General features: G+C 61.5%; 17 protein-coding genes and 1 pseudogene. 15 read left to right on the forward strand and 3 right to left on the reverse strand.

Annotated features, from left to right (window positions below; translation table 11 throughout):
- Positions 1-15: 15 nt before the first annotated feature.
- Positions 16-2,316 (reverse strand): FdhF/YdeP family oxidoreductase, encoded by a 2,301-nt coding sequence (locus NKI95_RS15375; protein ID WP_352717749.1) that lies wholly within the window; start codon positions 2,314-2,316, stop codon positions 16-18.
- Between the two features lie 145 nt (positions 2,317-2,461).
- Here NKI95_RS15375 and NKI95_RS15380 point away from each other — a divergent pair, with 145 nt between their 5' ends.
- The 5 genes from NKI95_RS15380 to NKI95_RS15400 all read left to right on the forward strand — a co-directional run bounded on the left by NKI95_RS15380 (position 2,462) and on the right by NKI95_RS15400 (position 3,992).
- Entirely contained in the window at positions 2,462-2,680 is a 219-nt protein-coding gene (locus NKI95_RS15380) for a hypothetical protein (RefSeq protein ID WP_254818791.1), read from the forward strand.
- Positions 2,681-2,707: 27 nt separating this feature from the next.
- Entirely contained in the window at positions 2,708-3,145 is a 438-nt protein-coding gene (locus NKI95_RS15385; RefSeq protein ID WP_352912867.1) for a GFA family protein, read from the forward strand.
- A 149-nt stretch (positions 3,146-3,294) separates the two neighbouring features.
- The gene (locus tag NKI95_RS15390; protein ID WP_352717753.1) at positions 3,295-3,453 is read left to right on the forward strand and encodes a hypothetical protein; all 159 of its coding nucleotides are present in this window, start codon (positions 3,295-3,297) and stop codon (positions 3,451-3,453) included.
- 137 nt (positions 3,454-3,590) lie between these two features.
- Positions 3,591-3,770, forward strand: a complete 180-nt coding sequence (locus NKI95_RS15395) for a hypothetical protein (RefSeq protein WP_292657139.1) — start codon at positions 3,591-3,593, stop codon at positions 3,768-3,770.
- A 3-nt stretch (positions 3,771-3,773) separates the two neighbouring features.
- A complete protein-coding gene (locus NKI95_RS15400; protein WP_352717755.1) occupies positions 3,774-3,992 on the forward strand; it encodes a hypothetical protein in 219 nt (72 codons plus the stop codon).
- A gap of 43 nt (positions 3,993-4,035) precedes the next feature.
- Here NKI95_RS15400 and NKI95_RS15405 read toward each other — a convergent pair whose 3' ends face one another.
- Complete coding sequence (locus NKI95_RS15405) at positions 4,036-4,311, reverse strand: hypothetical protein (protein ID WP_352717757.1); 276 nt, start codon at positions 4,309-4,311, stop codon at positions 4,036-4,038.
- Positions 4,312-4,751: 440 nt separating this feature from the next.
- Here NKI95_RS15405 and NKI95_RS15410 point away from each other — a divergent pair, with 440 nt between their 5' ends.
- The 10 genes and pseudogenes from NKI95_RS15410 (at position 4,752) to NKI95_RS15455 (ending at position 12,587) form a co-directional block, all read left to right on the forward strand.
- Positions 4,752-5,468, forward strand: coding sequence for a GntR family transcriptional regulator (locus NKI95_RS15410; protein WP_352717759.1), 717 nt, complete (start codon positions 4,752-4,754; stop codon positions 5,466-5,468).
- On the forward strand, positions 5,468-6,562 hold the full coding sequence (locus NKI95_RS15415) for an LLM class flavin-dependent oxidoreductase (protein WP_352717994.1): 1,095 nt from the start codon (positions 5,468-5,470) through the stop codon (positions 6,560-6,562). Before NKI95_RS15410 ends, NKI95_RS15415 begins: the two co-directional genes overlap by 1 nt.
- The gene (locus tag NKI95_RS15420) at positions 6,562-7,107 is read left to right on the forward strand and encodes a flavin reductase family protein (RefSeq protein ID WP_352717761.1); all 546 of its coding nucleotides are present in this window, start codon (positions 6,562-6,564) and stop codon (positions 7,105-7,107) included. The genes NKI95_RS15415 and NKI95_RS15420 overlap by 1 nt, the downstream gene beginning before the upstream one ends.
- A gap of 89 nt (positions 7,108-7,196) precedes the next feature.
- Positions 7,197-8,174, forward strand: a complete 978-nt coding sequence (dctP, locus tag NKI95_RS15425) for a TRAP transporter substrate-binding protein DctP (RefSeq protein ID WP_352717763.1) — start codon at positions 7,197-7,199, stop codon at positions 8,172-8,174.
- Between the two features lie 78 nt (positions 8,175-8,252).
- Positions 8,253-8,765: a TRAP transporter small permease gene (locus NKI95_RS15430; protein ID WP_352717765.1), complete on the forward strand. Its 513-nt coding sequence runs from the start codon at positions 8,253-8,255 to the stop codon at positions 8,763-8,765.
- 54 nt (positions 8,766-8,819) lie between these two features.
- Positions 8,820-9,140 (forward strand): annotated as a pseudogene (locus NKI95_RS15435) (TRAP transporter large permease subunit); the annotation flags it as partial.
- A 106-nt stretch (positions 9,141-9,246) separates the two neighbouring features.
- Positions 9,247-10,077 carry a TRAP transporter large permease subunit gene (locus NKI95_RS15440; protein ID WP_352717767.1) on the forward strand — a complete coding sequence of 277 codons (831 nt, stop codon included), beginning with the start codon at positions 9,247-9,249 and terminating at the stop codon, positions 10,075-10,077.
- Positions 10,078-10,103: 26 nt separating this feature from the next.
- The gene (locus NKI95_RS15445; protein WP_352717996.1) at positions 10,104-10,817 is read left to right on the forward strand and encodes a hypothetical protein; all 714 of its coding nucleotides are present in this window, start codon (positions 10,104-10,106) and stop codon (positions 10,815-10,817) included.
- A 42-nt stretch (positions 10,818-10,859) separates the two neighbouring features.
- Positions 10,860-11,618, forward strand: coding sequence for an HpcH/HpaI aldolase family protein (locus NKI95_RS15450; protein ID WP_352717769.1), 759 nt, complete (start codon positions 10,860-10,862; stop codon positions 11,616-11,618).
- Between the two features lie 12 nt (positions 11,619-11,630).
- Positions 11,631-12,587, forward strand: a complete 957-nt coding sequence (locus NKI95_RS15455) for a C-terminal binding protein (protein ID WP_352717771.1) — start codon at positions 11,631-11,633, stop codon at positions 12,585-12,587.
- Between the two features lie 234 nt (positions 12,588-12,821).
- On the opposite strand, the gene NKI95_RS15460 is transcribed toward NKI95_RS15455, so the two are convergent.
- Complete coding sequence (locus NKI95_RS15460) at positions 12,822-13,301, reverse strand: MaoC/PaaZ C-terminal domain-containing protein (RefSeq protein ID WP_352717773.1); 480 nt, start codon at positions 13,299-13,301, stop codon at positions 12,822-12,824.

Consider the following 13,301-nt stretch of genomic DNA (forward strand, 5'->3'; position numbering starts at 1 on the left):
GCGAATAACGAACGCCTATGCAACAATCCGCACCGGTACCGATTTGGCGGCCGGAACATGGGCCTTCTCGGCTCTGTGCCACAAAGGAATCAGCGGGTTGAGCTCGGGATAATAACCGGCGCAATTTCCTTCCGGCACCGAGAAAGGCGTGATGCGCAGCCCGCGCACGCGGCGCTCCACACCATCCTGCGCATTGGCTTCGAGATCGACTTCCTGTCCCGCGCTCAAACCGAGGCGCTGGATATCCTTTTCATTCATCAACAGCACCATGCGTGTGCCGCTGATGCCGCGCAGCCGGTCGTTGTAGCCGTAGACGGTCGTGTTGAACTGGTCGTTGGAGCGCACCGTGATCAGTGTCAGCACATCGCGGCCGGCGACATCGATGTCAGGGTCGGTTTCAAGGCCACTTGGCAGCTTGAAATTGGCCTTCTTGTTCGGCGTCTCCCACACCCGCTTGCTCGCCTTGATGTCGCGATGGAAGCCGCCGGGCGTCAGGAAACGCTCGTTGAAGTCGCGGAAATGTTGGGGGTAGCAGCGCTCGATTTCGTCGCGGATGCGGGAATAATCCCCAACCCACTCGTCCCATGGGATCGAACTCCTGCCCGGCAATGTCGCCTTGGCAAGCTCGGCAACGATCCTGGGCTCCGAAAGCAGATGTGGCGAAGCCGGAGGTCGCGACCCGAATGAGCCGTGGATACAGGCGGTGGAATCCTCTACCGACACCCTTTGGTCGCCGCTCGCCTGATGATCTCTTTCCAGCCGTGACAGGCAAGGCAACAGATAGGTTGTCCGGCTGGTGATCAGGTGGCTGCGGTTGAGCTTGGTCGCGATCTCGACATGCAGGTCGAGCCCACGCCAGGCTTTCTCGACCAGGCCGGTTTCCGGAACGGCCCGCACGAAATTGCCGCCGAGCCCAACGAAGCCCCTGACCGATCCGTCGATGACGCCTTCGCAGGTCTCGACCGTATCGAGACCTTTCTCGCGCGGCGGTTCAAAGGCGTAGAATTCGGCGAACTTGTCGAGCGGGACGAGCTCGGGTTTTTCCGATATGCCGACGGTGCGCTGCCCCTGGACATTGGAATGGCCGCGCAACGGCGAAATGCCGGCGCCGGGTTTTCCGATATTGCCGCGCATCATCAAAAGGTTGCACAGCATCTGGACGTTCTCGGTGCCGTGCCGATGCTGGGTCAGGCCCATGCCGTAATTGCCGATCACCGCGTTGGAATGGCTGTAGACCTCGGCGACATGCTCCAGATCGGCCTGCGCAATGCCGGATCGCGCGACGATATCGCTCCACTGGGTGTTGCGCAGGAAGGCTTCGAACTCGGCGAAGCCATGCGTGTGTTCGGCGATGAAAGCCGTATCGAGGACACGCGTCCTGCCGCTCTCGCGGGCGGCATCGTCGAGGGCCAGCAACGCCTTGGCGATACCCGTCATCGCGGCGATGTCGCCGCCCGAACGAACCTGGAAGAAGTCGCTGGACATTTTGGTGCCCGGTCCGGGCGACAGCATGTCGAGGGGGTTTTGCGGATTCTTGAAGCGCTTCAGTCCCCGCTCGGGCAAGGGATTGAAAGTGAAGACGGGCACGTTGCGTTGACGTGCCTCTTGCAGCGGATGCAGCAGGCGCGGCGCCGTCACCCCGGTATTGTGCCCGAAGAAGAACATCATGTCGCATTTCGCAAAGTCTTCGAGCTGCACGGTCCCGACCGGCGAACCGATCGATTCCGGCAAGCCGACCGAGGTCGATTCATGACACATGTTGGACGAATCGGGCAGGTTCGAAGATCCATAGATCCGCGCAAAAAGCTGGTACATGAAGGAGGCCTCGAGCGAGGCCCGGCCAGACGTGTAGAACACCACCGATTTGGGATCGAGCCGCCGCAGTTCGGCAGCTATGTCGCGGAACGCATCGTCCCAGGAGACCGGCTCGTAACGGTCAACGGCGGCATTGTAGCGCATCGGCTCCGTAAGCCTGCCCTGCTTCTCCAGATCGTGGTCTGGCCAATCGAGCAGTTCCGCCACCGAGTACTCGGTGAAGAATGCGGGTTCGCAGCGCAGCTTGGTTTGGTCCCACATCGTCGCCTTGGCGCCGTTTTCACAGAATTCGAAAGGCCTCGGCTGGGCTGGCTTTGCCCATGAGCAAGACATGCACATATAGCCGTCGGCCTTGTTCTGCTTGAGCAGCGTGCTCCATATCCCGGACAATAGCAGGCCTTCGCCTCGCGCCTTGCGGACCAGGGATTTGAGCGATCCCCAGCCGCCTGTCGGGTGGTCGTATTTCTTGGTTTCGATGCGATCGGTTACGGCGGGTTTCATGCGAGCCACTCCCTGTAGAAGAGCACTCATACGAACCCGCCGTGAGGCTGAATGTTCCCGGCCGGCTCCGTCCCGTCACGCCGTCCGTCTACCCGGAACCATTTCCGCCATCGTTTGTTCGGCTAAAAGAAAGGAGCCGTGCGAAATGGAGCGACGTAACGCGTTAATTGCGATGGTGATTTCGGCCATCATCATCGTCGGCTTCCTCATAGGTTTTTTGTACGGCGATATGGGCTGGCAAACCTCGCCGCTCAAAAGAGCCCCTGAGCAGAACCAGGGTGGCAATGCTCCGGCCGACACCTCGCCTGCCGCCGGCATCAAGAAGAACCCTAAGGAAAATACCGAAATGCCAGGCCAGCAGTGAAGGCGAGTCCAGCAATGAAGTTAGCCAATGCCACGAACTGAAACGGGTTCCTGTTTTTGCGGCGCCATAACGGCGCAAATGCGCGGCGAGCCGTTCTGGGTTTGCTCCGATCACGATGACGACTGTCGCAAGGCGATAGGGAGCCCGCTAATGGTGTGGGTCGGTTATCGGCCTTCTGAATTCACATTGCTCACCGGCACACCGAAGACCTTTTCGAAAACCCCCGGCGTGCTCCGGTCCTTCTGCGCGGATTGCGGAACATCGATCGGCTATATCGACCAGGGCCTGCCCGACGAACTCTATCTGGCGATCGGCTTTCTCGATCACCCCGAACGCTTTCCGCCACAGGCCCACGCATATTGGGACATGAGGCTGCCCTGGGTCGACTTTCCAGATGAGCTGCCGCGGGTGGGGACGTATTCGAGGCAGCGAGATCCGGCCTTCGGAAATCCGGCGGAACGCTAGCTTTCGATCCCCTCGCTGGTTGGAAAACGTGCCATTCGGGGCTGCGTACGAAAACGACGATTGGCGCGCGGCTGAAAACGCGCGATCATGTGCCAATGGGCCGCCGTTTGGATGACAAGCTCGATTGCAAGGCGTGCGGGACGATCCTGATGGAGATTCCCGACAACCCGAAGGATTCGACGCCGATCTATTGCAGCAATTGCGGCGGCTATCTCGGCGAATGGGGCGATCTGCAGGAGGACTTCTTCAGGCAGGCTTTCGGCGCCCAGGCCTTCGATCTGAACAACGGAAACATCATCAAAAAATAGTCCTGGATTGTGCCGGCCTCCCGCCGGTCATGCCACGGCCTGTGGACCTGGCTCGTTGCGGCAACCGCCCTTCGTATCGGACCCTCGGGAACCTTTCTCCCGAGCCGCTTGTTTTGGGTGGCGGAAGGAGACACGCCATGAGCACAAAACCTCCCCCTGTGCCGCCGAAGAATCTGAGCCCAAAGGGCGCCGGTGACAAAAAATCGGTAGCGGCCGACCAGGCACCGCAATCTGCCGTTCCGGATCCCGACAAGCAGGGCCAGCAAGGCAATACGAAGGTCAACACCACTCATCAAGGCAACGTCCAAGATCGCTAGGCCATGTCCACGTCGAAAAAAACTCCTGCCAGCATCCGCCAGGGCGGTCCTGGCGCCGCGCACGAAAACGCCAAGAAGGCGCTGAGCGTCGAAAAGCCGCCGGCCGACTCCGACCGTCGCAGCCACAGCAAGGTCTCCGGCGGCGGTGGCGAACGCGACAGCCACCATACCCACGACCCCGAAAAGAAAGGCGACACTCGGCCCGCGCATCAGGACAAGTGAAATCGGATGGGGACGCGGAGATCGGTAGAGCTCGAGCGAAATGTCAGCGGGGACGTCGCGCCGAGACAATCGACACGACGTTGTCGACCTTTGCTACCGGGACCACCGGCAAGTCGAACAGCATCGGAAGCCCCCGCGTCGCGGCCATTTCCACGATCAGCTCCTCGATGGATTGATCGGTCAGACGGGTCTCGACGCTCCGCCGGATCATCGCTGCAAGTTTATGGACTGGCACCGGCACCGACTTCGCCCGGTCGTCGAGCAGCTTGCTGATCTCTATCACGAGGTCAGCGTCGATATTCCTGGGCAAGTCTCGCATAAGCGCCTCCTCGCCAACGAAAAGCCCGCCGCACCTTTCGATACGGCGGGCGATCCAGTAATGCGCACCGGCGAGGGGATCGGGGGTGGGCGTGCCGGCGCGCGCAGATCGCAAGTAATTTTAGTTAAATCCGCCAGCTTGGATGTGTCACGGAAAAACGTCTGTACGTTTTTTACCGAAGCGAGCGGATCGTTAGCTGTCCCCGCCGTCGCCCGGCGCGGCAGCACGCATGGCGCGCTCCGCACCCTCCGGACAGCGAGCTCTAAACAGTATACATTATAAACTTAAAACATCTTGCCAGGCGATCCAGCCTGTGCTCCACTTCGCATTGGAACAGGGCCTGCAGGTCGAATTCTATCGATATGGGGCTGCATTCAACGGATGACTGCGAGAACACCAGCCTCAAACCATATACGAAATCTTCGCATGGGAAGGCGTGGATGACGGAAACGATAGAATTCAAACGGGTTGGCGATGGCAATCTGCGTGCCCAGGTCTATCAACAAATCCGGCTGACGATACAGCATGGCGAATTGGCGCCTGGCCAGAAGCTCGTCGATGTCGACATTGCCGCCCAGCTCGGTATTTCCAGAATGCCTGTCCGCGACGCCTTGATGCAGTTGGTGCATGAGGGCTATCTCGTCGGCACCACACGCGGCTTCACGCTGCCCACACTTACCGCAACGGATGTCGCCGACATCTTCGAGGTCCGCCGCTTGCTCGAGCCGCGGGCCGCCGCGCACGCTGCGCGGACACTCGACGCCGCCAGCCTCAAGACGCTTGCAGCCGCGCTTCGGGAGGCGGAGGCTGCGGCCGCCGCCGGCGATGCCGACCGCTTTTTCCAGGCCAATTCGGCATTCAGGAATTGTTGGCTCGGTGCCGTCGAGAACGAGCGCCTTTCACAAACGATTGCCCGCTTCGCCGACCACGTGCTCGTCGTCCGCTTAAGGACGCTGTCGCACCAGCCGACACAGGCCGTCGTCGTGGCCGGCATGCGCGCCATCTACGAGGCATTCGTCAAGCGCGACGCCGTCGCCGCTTACGACTGCATGACCCACTTCATTCAGAACGCCGAGGAGCGTTTCATGAAGCTGAGCCCACCGCTTCAACATTCCAGCGGTGAAGGTGAGAGCATGTCGCGGCGGGGGAAATCATGATCAGGAAGCAGCACCCGCTGAAAGGGCCGAACAGGTTCAAGCTCGGCGTCTTTTCCATGAACGCCGATGGCGGCCTGGCAATGACCACCGTCCCCGAGCGCTGGCGCGCTCGCTGGGAAGACAACCTCAATTCCGCCTGTATCGCCGATCGCGCCGGCCTCGAGTTTCTGCTGCCGATCGCCCGTTGGCGGGGCTTCGGCGGTTTGACGCATGTGCGGGAATGGTCGTTCGAGACTTTCACCTGGGCGGCGGGTCTCGCCGTCGCCACGGAGAACATCGGTCTGTTCATGACGGTGCATGTGCCGCTGGTTCATCCGCTGCAGGCCGCAAAAGCCCTGGCGACGGTCGACCACATCTCCAACGGGCGTGCCGGCTTGAACATTGTCTGCGGCTGGAACCCGGACGAGTTCGCCATGTTCGGGCAGACGGTCGGCGACCGGACCTACGATCAGGCCGAGGAATGGATCAACATCATTGAGCGTGCCTACCAATCCAGGGAGCCGTTCGACTTCGGCGGCGAGTTCTATGATCTGAAGGGGGTCGTCAGCCGCCCGCCAAGCCTGCAGGTGCCGCGCCCGGTGACCATGAACGCCGCCTTCGGCGCGCCGGGGCGCAACTATGCGGCGCGCCACTGCGACTACCTGTTTTCGACTTTTTCCGAAATTGCGGATGGCCGCGCGCATGTGGTCGACATCACCAACCGGGCGGCTGAAGTGGGACGCGAAGTCGGCGTCTACACGGTCTGCCACGTCGTCTGCCGGGAGACCCAGCAGGAAGCCGAGGATTATTACCGGCACTACGCGCTGGAATGCGCGGACGAGGGTGCGGTCGACGAGCATATGCGCAAGAAGAAGGAATTCGCGAACTCGCATGACGCGAAGGCCTTCACCGAATATCGGCAAAGGTTCGCCGGCGGTGCTGGAACGTTCCCGCTGATCGGCACGCCGGAAAAGATCGTCGACGATCTCACCAAGATCATGGAACAGGGTTATTCCGGCGCCGCCCTCACATTCGTCAACTACACCTACGAATTGCCCTTCTTCTGTGACCGCGTGTTGCCGCTGATGCGCCAGGCCGGGCTTCGGGTAAATTGATGCCGGCGGCCGCCATTTCGACGGCATGGGTGGATGGGCACGACGCCATCAATCCGCGCGCCTTCAAGCAGGCGATGCGGGCGGTGGCAGGCTCGGTCGCCATTCTAGCGTCGGAGCATGACGAGATCGGCTTTTGCGGCATCACGGCGACGGCCGTCTGCTCATTCAGTGCCGAGCCGCCATCGCTGTTGGCGTGCGTCAACCGCAGCAGCACCTTTGCCTCGGCCATTCGCGAAGGTTTGCCTTTTTCGGTCAATCTTCCCGCCGGCGACCAGGAGAACGTTGTGCGTGCCTTTGGCGGCATGACCAAAGCCAAGGGCGCCGCGCGCTTCTCAGCCGGATCATGGGTGCGCGGCGAAACCGGCGCGCCCTTGCTTGTCGGCGCGCGGGCGATGTTCGAATGCCGGGTGGCCGAAATCATTGTGCGGGCGTCGCACATGATCGTCATCGGCATCGTCTCAGGCGTTGCGCTGGATCGCGCTGACCGATCGCCGGTCTTCTACGCGCATGGGCGGTTCCTGACAGTAGGAGATGATGTCAACTAACCGCCGTTCGTGTGGCGGCGCAGCGTGCAATTTCAGATCGGCCCGATGATGGGCCCCGGCGAAGTGAATCTATCAGAGGGAGTACGGCAATGCGCATTTGGAAATCCCTTGTTCTGGCGGCACTCATGTCGGGTGTAGCGGGTATCGCCACGGCCGAAGAGGTCGTCCTCAACGCCGTGCATTTTACGCCGACGCAGAACGGCTACGCCCAGAGCTTCCTGAAGTTCGTTCAGAAGGTGAACGAAAAGGGCAAGGGCGTGGTCCAGATCAACGTCCGTGGCGGGCCGGAGGTCATTCCGCCGATCCAGCAGGGCGCGGCGCTCAGGAGCGGCCTGATCGATGTGATCGACACACCGGCAGGGCAGTTCCTCGAGCTCGTGCCCGAAGGCGAGGTTTTCTCCGCATCGACGAAGACGCCGTGGGAGGTTCGCGAGAATGGCGGCTGGGACTTCATCAGCGGGATTTTCGAGAAGAAGGCCAATGCCCATCTGCTGGCGCATGTCGACGCGGGCTCGGGCTTCAACGTCTTCACCATCGACGAACCCAAGCTCAACAGCGAAGGCAGCATTGACTGGGGCGGCCTGAAGATACGCTCGTCGCCGCTCTATCGCGATTTCCTCGAATCCCTGGGCGCAACGGTGATCGTGCAAGCGCCGGGGGACGTTTATACCTCGCTCGAGCGCGGCGTCGTCAATGCCAACGCCTACACGGTATTTGGCTATGCGTCCTTCGGCTGGGACAAATTCACCAAATACCGTGTCGATCCGCAATTCTTCAAAACCGACGTGCTGATCTCGATCAACAAGGCGAAATGGGACACGCTGTCGCCCGAGGCGCAGAAGCTGCTTGCCGACACGGCCGTCGAATACGAGCGCGCGAGCTATGACGCCAACCTTGCCGAGTCCGAAAAGCAGGCACAGGCGATGATCGACGGCGGGCAGAAGGTGATCAGCTTGGCCGGCGCCGGCCGCGACAAATTCCTGGCGGCTGCCACGCAGGCGAGCTGGGCGAGAATGGCCAAACGCGATCCCACCAACATCGATCAGTTGAAGAAATTCTTCCAGTAGCCCGAGCCGAGGGTGCCTTGTGCGCCCTCCATCAAAGCTGGGCCGAGGGGGCAAAGGTGGACATGAGGGTCGTCGGGAATGGACAGATTGTTTGCAGCGATTGGGAAGCTGAGCCTTGCGCTGGCGGCGGGCGCAAAAGTGGTGCTTGGCCTCATCATCGTCGCGGTGGTTGCTGATGTATGCGTCCGCAATCTGGGCCTGAGGCCGCTTGCCTGGGCAGTATCGGCGACGGAATACGGCCTGCTTTACGCGGCATTTCTGCCGATGCCCTGGCTGGTCCACAGCAAGGGCCATGTCTTCGTCGAGTTCCTGCGCAAGGCGCTGCCCGTGCGGGCACGAGCGGTGCTTGAAAAGCTGGTCTATCTCGCCTGCATTGCGGTCAGCCTCTACCTCGGCAGCGTCGCTCTGTCTTCCCTGACAAATGCCGTTGCGGGCGGCGAATATGAAACGCGCAGTTTCGATATGCCGAAATGGCTGATCTTTCTGCCCATCATGCTCGCCTTTTATCTCTCCGCGCTGGAATGGCTCAGATATTTGCTCGGCCGTGACACGCTGTACACGCTCGATCCGCTGGAAATGGAAGGGCTCTGACCAGTGGCCTGGCTGTTTCCATTCGCCGTGCTTGTTGGCACCATCCTGGTGTTGATGGGGCTTGGGCTGCCGGTCGCTTTCGCGTTCTTCGTCACCAATGTGATCGGGCTGTTTCTCTTCTTTGGCGGTTCGATCGGCGTGACGCAGATGGTCGCCAACTTCTCCGACGCTGTCTCGACCTATGCGCTTGCCCCGCTGCCGATGTTTCTCGTCATGGGCAGCCTGTTCTTCCGCTCCGGCCTCGGCGAGAAAGTCATCTACGCGCTCGACCTGTGCATCGGCAATCTGCGCGGACGCCTTGCTTATGTCGTTCTCGCCGCCGGCACGATCTTTTCCGCGCTGTCAGGTTCCAGCCTCGCCAATACCGGCATGATGGGCTCGCTGATGGTGCCCGAGATGCTGAAGCGAGGTTACAAGCCGCACATGGCCTACGGCCCCGTGCTCCGCCGGAAGCCTTGCCGTCATCATCCCGCCATCCTCGTTGGCTGTCTTGCTCGGCTCGCTGGCCCAGATCGACGTCGGCGCGCTGCTCATAGCGGGGGCTCTGCCCGGGCTGCTCCTCGTCGTCATGTACGCGGCGCTGATCTTCGCACAGACGAAGATCGACCCAGACGCCGCTCCCCACTATCCGGTGCCCGCCGTCCCCGCGGCCGAGAAGGTGAGGGCGGTCGCCGTCAACATCATTCCGATGAGCGTCATCGTGTTCATGGTGGTCGGCACGATCATCCTTGGAATAGCGACCCCGACCGAGTCGGCAGGGCTCGGCTGTGCCGCCGTCTTCGCCTTGTTGTTTGTCTACCGACGGTTCAGCTGGTCGGTGGTCTGGAAGTCGCTGGACGATGCGATGAAGGTCACGGGCATGACCTTCCTGATCATCTCGGCTTCGACGACGTTCTCGCAGATATTCGCCTTCTCCGGCGCCTCCAACGGCTTTATCCAGTTCATCGTGGGCTACGATCTTGGACCGTATCCCATGCTGCTCATGATGGTGCTCGTCATCCTGCTGCTCGGCATGTTCATGGATCAGGTCTCGATGATGCTGATCACGCTGCCGATCTTCCTGCCGATCGCCCAGCAATTCGGCTACGAGCCGGTATGGTTCGGGCTGATCCTGCTGCTCGCCTACGAGGTCGGCTTCACCACGCCGCCTTTTGGTCTGCTGCTGTTCATCATGATCGGTGTCGCGCCGAAAGGGACGTCGCTCAAAACGGTTGCCATGGCTGCGGCGCCTTACATCGCGCTGACGCTTCTGCTGATCCTGCTGATTGTCCTCTTTCCGCAGATCGCCCTCTTTCTTCCGAATTTGATCTAGTCGAACTCGATCCAGCAGGTGTCCACATGCGCTTTGCCTATCTTGCTTTCTTCCATGATGACCGCGAGGCAAATTTGGCCATCGCCCGTGAAGACGTTGACGCTGTGCGGCGTGTGATCGCGTCAACGCCGGGCCTTGCGCTTGCAAACATCTATCTGCCCGAAGTGGCGACAGACATGTTCAACGACGATGGTCCACCGCCGGTCTTTGGCTTCCAGCTCTATTTCGACGAATTGGCGGACCTGGAGGCGGCGCTGGCGCCGTCCGGCCATCTGCAGGCGCTTGCCGCGCCGGAGATGCTGTCGAGCATCGCCGCTTCGAGGCCGACGCAACAGGCAATGTGCGTGCGCCCGTTTCCCGTCGATGACGCTGGCGTCAAGACATCCGGGCTGCCCTGCAGCTATCTTGTCCACTATCCCGGGCCGGCCGAAGACATGAATGTCTGGCTCCACCACTATGTGACGCATCATCCGCAATTGATGCGGGGCTTCCCCGGCATTCGCCACATCGAGGTTCTGTCGCGACTGGATTGGTGCGGTTCGCTGCCCTGGCCGCGGATCGACCATATGCAGCGCAATCGCGTCATGTTCGACAGTCCCGCGGCATTGACGCACGCGCTGCAGTCGCCGGCGCGGCTGGAGATGCGCGCCGACTACAAGACCTTCCCGCCGTTTTCAGGCGGCAGCCGGCATTTCCCGATGTCGACGGAAGCCGTGCATCCTTCGTCAAGGGCCACATAGCGCAAACAGGTTTGCCGACGCCGAAAAATTTCTGGAGATTTCATGTACGACTTTCGCAAGAAATGTGTCTCTCTCGATCGCCTCATCGGCACCTTCTGCGCCATCCCGCATCCGGTGGCGGTCGAAGTGGCGGCTGCCAGCGGGGTCGATTTCCTGTGCATCGACTGGGAGCATTCGCAGATTGGCCGCGAGCTGATCGAGGATCTGATCCGCGCCGCGGATGTCCACAAGGTTCCTGCGATGGTGCGCGTTCCCGGCCACACGCCGGAGTGGATGGCGGCTGCGCTCGACGCCGGCGCGTCGGGCGTCCTGGTGCCGCGCGTCTCGACGGCCGAGCAAGCGCGCATGGCGGTCATGGCCTGCCGTTACCCGCCGGTCGGCGCACGCGGTGTCGGCCCGGGCCGCGCCGCCGGTTATGGCTACAGGATTCCGGACTACCTCAAATCGGCCAACGAGGTCCTGACGGTCGCCATCCAGGTCGAGACGGCCGAAGGCCTCGCCAACATCGACGACATCGTCCAGGTCGACGGCGTCGACGTGGTCTTCATTGGCCCAGGCGACCTGTCGGTCTCGATCGACGCCATGGGGCCGGCCGGCCAGGACAAGCTCAATGCCGCGATTATCAGGATCGCGGCCGCGGCGCGTGCGGCCCGCAAGGCCGTCGGCATCTTTCGCCCTTCGGCGGATGATGTCGGCAAATGGTCGCGGCACGGCATCAGCTTCTACATGCTGGCTAGCGATACGATGTTTCTCGGCGCCGGCCTTGCCGCCGGCGTCGTCTCGGCGCGCAGCGCCTCATAGCAAGAGTCTGGCATGAAGATCATCAAGACCGACGGTGTGCTGTCAGTCGAGGAGGAGCAGCTGCGCTACCTCGACGGCTTGAACGTCGAGTTTGTCGAAAAGACGCTGCTCACGGAAGATGCCCTGATCGAACACTGCCGCGACGCCGACGCATTGATGGTATTGCGGGAGCCGATCACGGGTCGCGTCTTGGCGGAACTGAAGAGGCTCAAGGTCATCGGACGGTTCGGCGTAGGGCTCGACTCGATCGACGTCGAGGCCGCCAGCCGTGCCGGTGTTCAGGTAACCTACGTGCCGGACGCCAATCTGGTTGAAGTCAGCACCCACGCTATGGCCCTGATCCTGGCCTTGACGCGCAGGCTGAAGCAGTTCGACAGCGCGGTGCGTGCCGGCCGCTGGGCTGCAATGACCGATGGCGCCGGCATCACGCGGCCCGACAGGCAGATCCTCGGCGTGATCGGCTTCGGCCAGATCGGGCGGCTGACTGCCGAGCGGGCGCGGGTCTTCGGCTTTCATATCATCGCATACGACCCGCATATGCCGGCGGAGCGCATTACGGCCGGCGGTGCTGAACCGGTCGGTTTCGATGAGCTGCTTGCCAGGGCCGACATCGTCTCGTTGCATGTTCCAGCGACACCGGAAACCAGAAACATCATGTCGGCGCAAGCCCTCTCGCGCATGAAGGAAGGGGCGATGCTCATCAACGTGTCCCGTGGCGGCCTGGTTGACGAGGTCGCGTTGGCGGATTTGATCCGGCGCAGCCATTTGGCAGGCGCCGGCATCGACACATTCGAGCAGGAGCCGCCTTCGCCCGACAATCCGCTGCTGGCGCTGGACGCCGTCCTGGTCAGTCCACACGCGGCGCACTACTCGACCCAGTCTTACGCGGAGGTTCGCAACAAGGTGTTTGCCGATGTCGCAGCGGTCCTGCGCGGCGGCAAGCCGGTATATCCGGTCAACCGGATATGACCAATTCCCGATGTCGGCACCATCCGCTGCCTGTCGACAGTTCCACCTTAACGTTCGGGGGCAGGCGCCCTTGAGCGCGACCTCGGCAAGCGGATAAAGACGGGAGTGGGTGATGTGAATTCGCATTTTTTGCCGACAGTGCCACATTTTGTTCTTGCTTTGTGCCGGCAGCTACTAATTTGCGTATGGTGCTGATTCGCACCGAGGAGCCGCCGCAAGGCGGTTTTTTTGTCTTTAGGTTTCAGCGCGATCGGTCGAGGCTCTGCTCGGCTTGTCGCGACGCTCGACGATGTAGATGTGGTCGGCGACCAGCACCACGTCGCCATGCTGGTTGATCACCTCGCAGCGCTCGACGACCCGGCCTGAATCGGGCCGCTTCGGGTCGTCTTCCTTGGCCGATATGGTGGTGCGGGTCCTGATCGTATCGCCGATGAACACCGGCTTGATGAAGCGCAGTCTGTCGTAGCCATAGGAGAAGGCAACCGGGTTGACGACGCTTGCCGTCAGCCCGACGCCGACCGAAAAGACCAGCGTGCCGTGGGCGATGCGCTGGCCGAACGGCGTCGCCTTCATGAACTCGGCGTCCATGTGGTGGGGAAAGAAATCGCCGGTATGGCCGGCATGGACGACGAAGTCGGTCTCGGTGATGGTGCGCCCGCTGGTCATGCGCGACGAGCCGATCTGGTAGTCCTCAAAGTAGATCGTCTGCTCCAT

It is taken from the genome of Mesorhizobium sp. M0306 (assembly GCF_040321655.1).
Lineage (GTDB): Bacteria > Pseudomonadota > Alphaproteobacteria > Rhizobiales > Rhizobiaceae > Mesorhizobium.

Excerpts from the sequence above, each read along its gene's own strand:
- NKI95_RS15430 (WP_352717765.1), top strand. The coding sequence starts at position 8,253 with ATGGACAGATTGTTTGCAGCGATTGGGAAGCTGAGCCTTGCGCTGGCG.
- NKI95_RS15380 (WP_254818791.1), top strand. The coding sequence starts at position 2,462 with ATGGAGCGACGTAACGCGTTAATTGCGATGGTGATTTCGGCCATCATC.
- NKI95_RS15390 (WP_352717753.1), top strand. The coding sequence starts at position 3,295 with ATGGAGATTCCCGACAACCCGAAGGATTCGACGCCGATCTATTGCAGC.
- dctP (WP_352717763.1), top strand. The coding sequence starts at position 7,197 with ATGCGCATTTGGAAATCCCTTGTTCTGGCGGCACTCATGTCGGGTGTA.
- NKI95_RS15385 (WP_352912867.1), top strand. The coding sequence starts at position 2,708 with ATGCCACGAACTGAAACGGGTTCCTGTTTTTGCGGCGCCATAACGGCG.
- NKI95_RS15455 (WP_352717771.1), top strand. The coding sequence starts at position 11,631 with ATGAAGATCATCAAGACCGACGGTGTGCTGTCAGTCGAGGAGGAGCAG.
- NKI95_RS15460 (WP_352717773.1), bottom strand. The coding sequence starts at position 13,301 with ATGGAGCAGACGATCTACTTTGAGGACTACCAGATCGGCTCGTCGCGC.
- NKI95_RS15420 (WP_352717761.1), top strand. The coding sequence starts at position 6,562 with ATGCCGGCGGCCGCCATTTCGACGGCATGGGTGGATGGGCACGACGCC.
- NKI95_RS15445 (WP_352717996.1), top strand. The coding sequence starts at position 10,104 with ATGCGCTTTGCCTATCTTGCTTTCTTCCATGATGACCGCGAGGCAAAT.
- NKI95_RS15375 (WP_352717749.1), bottom strand. The coding sequence starts at position 2,316 with ATGAAACCCGCCGTAACCGATCGCATCGAAACCAAGAAATACGACCAC.
- NKI95_RS15405 (WP_352717757.1), bottom strand. The coding sequence starts at position 4,311 with ATGCGAGACTTGCCCAGGAATATCGACGCTGACCTCGTGATAGAGATC.
- NKI95_RS15450 (WP_352717769.1), top strand. The coding sequence starts at position 10,860 with ATGTACGACTTTCGCAAGAAATGTGTCTCTCTCGATCGCCTCATCGGC.
- NKI95_RS15410 (WP_352717759.1), top strand. The coding sequence starts at position 4,752 with ATGACGGAAACGATAGAATTCAAACGGGTTGGCGATGGCAATCTGCGT.
- NKI95_RS15400 (WP_352717755.1), top strand. The coding sequence starts at position 3,774 with ATGTCCACGTCGAAAAAAACTCCTGCCAGCATCCGCCAGGGCGGTCCT.
- NKI95_RS15395 (WP_292657139.1), top strand. The coding sequence starts at position 3,591 with ATGAGCACAAAACCTCCCCCTGTGCCGCCGAAGAATCTGAGCCCAAAG.